Raw genomic sequence first — 3287 nt, 5'->3', positions numbered from 1 at the left:
GCAACCCCACCGACAAACCATTCCACCCCTCCACCACCAACTCACGCTCACCCACCGACAACACCGACACATCCCCCACCCGCACACCCACATCGGTGACGATCGACTCCAGCACGCGAGCCATGTGAACGGCCATCCGGTCCATCGCGTCCGCGTCGACCTGGGCACGGTCGTAGGACAGCTTGATCAGCAGTTCGCGGCCGGAACTCGCGGTCACACTCAGCGGATAGTTGGCCTGCTCCCGGCCATAGTTCATCCCGGCGCGCAGCCCGCTCGCCTCCGCGCTCCGTTCCTCCTCCTCCAGGTCCTGGACGGGGAAGTTCTCGAATACGAAGAGGCTGTTGAACAGGGGTTTCCCGGGCGGCAGTTCGCTACAGGCCGCGATCGTCACCAGCGGGGTGTGCTCGTACTGCCGGGCCCTCACCTGTTCGTCCTGCAGGCGTGTCAGCCAGGCCGTGAGCGGCTCGTCCCGGTCGACTCGAATCCTGACAGGGGTGGTGTTGAGCAGCATCCCGACCATCGACTCCATGCCGTCGAGCTGGCCGTCGCGGCCCGACGTGGTGACACCGAACAGCACGTCGTCGCTGCCCGAGTACAGGGACATGACTATGGCCCAAGCCGCCTGCACCACCGTGTTCGGCGTCAGACGATGCCGGCGCGCGAACTCGGTGAGCCCGTTGCCGGCCACCTCCGCGGACAGTGGGACCCGGGCCTCGCCCGGTCCCTGGTCGCCGGTGGCGCGCTCGATACCCAGGGAGGTCGCCTCGGTGATTCCGGCGAGGCGCTCGCGCCAGTACCCACGAGCGGCGTCGAGGTCCTGCCCGGACACCCATCCGACGAAGTCCCGGAAGGACCTACGTACCGGAAGCCGCGGCTCGCCTCCCGCCCGGTACGCCTGGTAGGCGTCCATCAGCTCGGCCACCACGATCGGGGCACTCCAGCCGTCGAGGAGCATGTGGTGGTAGCTCCACACCAGCTGATGGCGGTCTGCGGCCAGGCCGATCACCGCGATCCGCACCAGGGTCGGGGCGGCGAAGTCTGCGCCGCGCTCCCAGTCGGAGGCGAGATAGGCGTCGATCGCCTCCTGCCGGCCCGCCTCGTCCAGGTGTGACACATCAAGCACCTGGAGCGGCAGGGGAACGGACCGGGACACCACCGACAGCGGCGTGGCGACGCCTTCCCGCACGACGGTGGTACGCAGCACCTCATGCCGGGAGAACATCAGCTCCCACGCCCGGCGCAGGGCGTCCAGATCCAGCTCGCCCTCCAGCATCATCCCGTCCTGCACCCAGTACATCCCGGGCTCGTCGGCCAGCTCGGTGTGGAACAACATGCCCTGCTGCAGGGCGGTCAGCGGGTAGATGTTCTCGATCGCCCGACCCCGTCGGCCTGCCGCCGCGTCGAATGCCATCATCACGAACCTCCGGAATCGGCGATCTCACCGGTGTGTTCGGGTGAGTCAAAGCGCTGTTGAATAAGGTCGAGCAGGTCCTGGTCCACGCTGGCCAGGGGGAAGTCGGACGGCGTGTATCCGCCCGCCTCGGGGCGGCAGCAGTACTCGATGAGGTCCTGGAGAACCTTGATGTAGCGCTGCGCGAGGCGAAGCACCGTCGCCCGGTCGTGCACCTGATCGCTGTACATCCAGACCAGCTCCAGGCGGCCCAGCGCGATCTGGCTGTTGATCTCGATGAGGTGCGTACGCGACCCCTGTGCCGACTGGGCGTCGCCTAGCGCCCGGCCGGTCGGTGTGAACCGTCCTCCGGAGCCGCTGGCCGCGCCGACCGCCAGAGTCGTCTGACCCAGATAGTTGAAGGCCAGTTCCGCGCCCGCACCCGCGCTCGGTGTCCAGTCGGTCAGATGGCGCAGGAGGCCGTAGCCCTGGCCCTTGCGCGGAATCTCCCGCAGGTACTCCTTCGTACGGCGCAGTGCCTCCCCCGGGTCCCCGCCGGAAGCACCGCCGAGTACCACCGGGTACACGCTGGTGAACCAGCCGACTGTCCGCGAGACGTCGATGTCGGATCCCACGTCCTCGCGGCCGTGGCCCTCCAGGTCCACGACCACCGACGGCGCCTGGCACCATTCCGTGAGCACGGTCCCCAGCACGCTCAGGAGCACGTCGTTGATCTGTGTCCGGAATGCTCCCGGCACTTCCCGCAGCAGTCGCTCGGTCTGCTCGGCGTCGAGCGTGACCGACAGCTCCTGTGTCGATGCGATGGTGTTCGCTCCGTCGTGGTCGCGGGGCACTGTGCCGCCTGCGGCCTCGGCCGCCCGCCAGTACGCCGCCTCCGCCGCGACTGCGGGAGATGCCGCCAGTTCCGTCAGCCGCTGCGTCCAGCCCATGAACGAGGTCGTCTTCGCCGGCAGTTTCACCGGGAGTCCGCGCTCGATCTGTCCATAGGCGGCCGTCAGGTCCTCAAGGATCACGGCCCAGGACACTGCGTCCACCACCAGGTGATGGGCCACTACGAACAGCAGCTGTCCCCGGTCGCCGCGGTCGAACACCACGATGCGCAGAAGCGGTCCGTCCGCCAGGTCGAGGCCGGCCTGCACCTCGTTGCCCCGGGCGTTCAGGAACACCCACTCCTCGTCGTCGTCGAGGCCCGTGCTCCGGATGACCCGTACGGAGTCGGTCGGCTCGGCGGCCGGCACGCGGCCGACCCACTGGTCGCCGTCCCGGACGAACCTCGATCTCAGCGCGTCGTGCTGTTCGAGCACCGCGGCGGCGGCGCCGCGCATCAGCTCGGGTTCCACCCGTTGGGTGACGTCGAGAAGCATCGACTGGTTGAAGTGTCCGGGCTTGTTCAGATCCTGGTCGAAGAACCAGCGCTGGATCGGGGACAACGGGAAGTCACCGATGACCAGGCCCTGTTCGGCAATGGCCGCGCTCTGCTTCTCGGCCACTGCCGCGAGGCCCGCAACCGTCTGGTGATCGAACAGCTGGGCGACGGTGACATGGATGCCGAACTCCCGTGCCCGAGCCACCACCTGGATGCTGATGATGGAGTCTCCGCCGAGTTCGAAGAAGTTGTCGTGGGCCCCGACCCGGTCGACGCCCAGAACCTGCGCCCACACACCCGCCAACAACTCCTCGGTCGCGTTCGCCGGCGCGACAAACCCCTCCAGCTCCGGCCGCACACCATCCGGAACCGGCAACGCCCCCCGATCAACCTTCCCATTCGGAGTCAACGGCAACCCCGCCAACTCCACAAACACCGAAGGAACCATGAACTCCGGCAGACTCCGCCCCACAAACTCCCGCAACTCACCCACCGACGGAATACCCACCC

At 67.9% G+C, this 3287-nt stretch carries 2 protein-coding genes; both read right to left on the bottom strand.

Annotated features, from left to right (window positions below):
* Window positions 1-1414 (bottom strand): condensation domain-containing protein (locus ACFWSK_RS37505; protein ID WP_383796606.1); only part of this gene is annotated, 1414 nt, incomplete at its 3' end.
* Entirely contained in the window at window positions 1414-3153 is a 1740-nt protein-coding gene (locus ACFWSK_RS37500; RefSeq protein WP_383796603.1) for a condensation domain-containing protein, read from the bottom strand. The genes ACFWSK_RS37500 and ACFWSK_RS37505, both read right to left, overlap by 1 nt.
* Window positions 3154-3287: the final 134 nt, after the last annotated feature.

It is taken from the genome of Streptomyces sp. NPDC058620, assembly GCF_042717135.1.
Lineage (GTDB): Bacteria > Actinomycetota > Actinomycetes > Streptomycetales > Streptomycetaceae > Streptomyces.
This window is presented reverse-complemented; position numbering and strand designations above follow the sequence as displayed.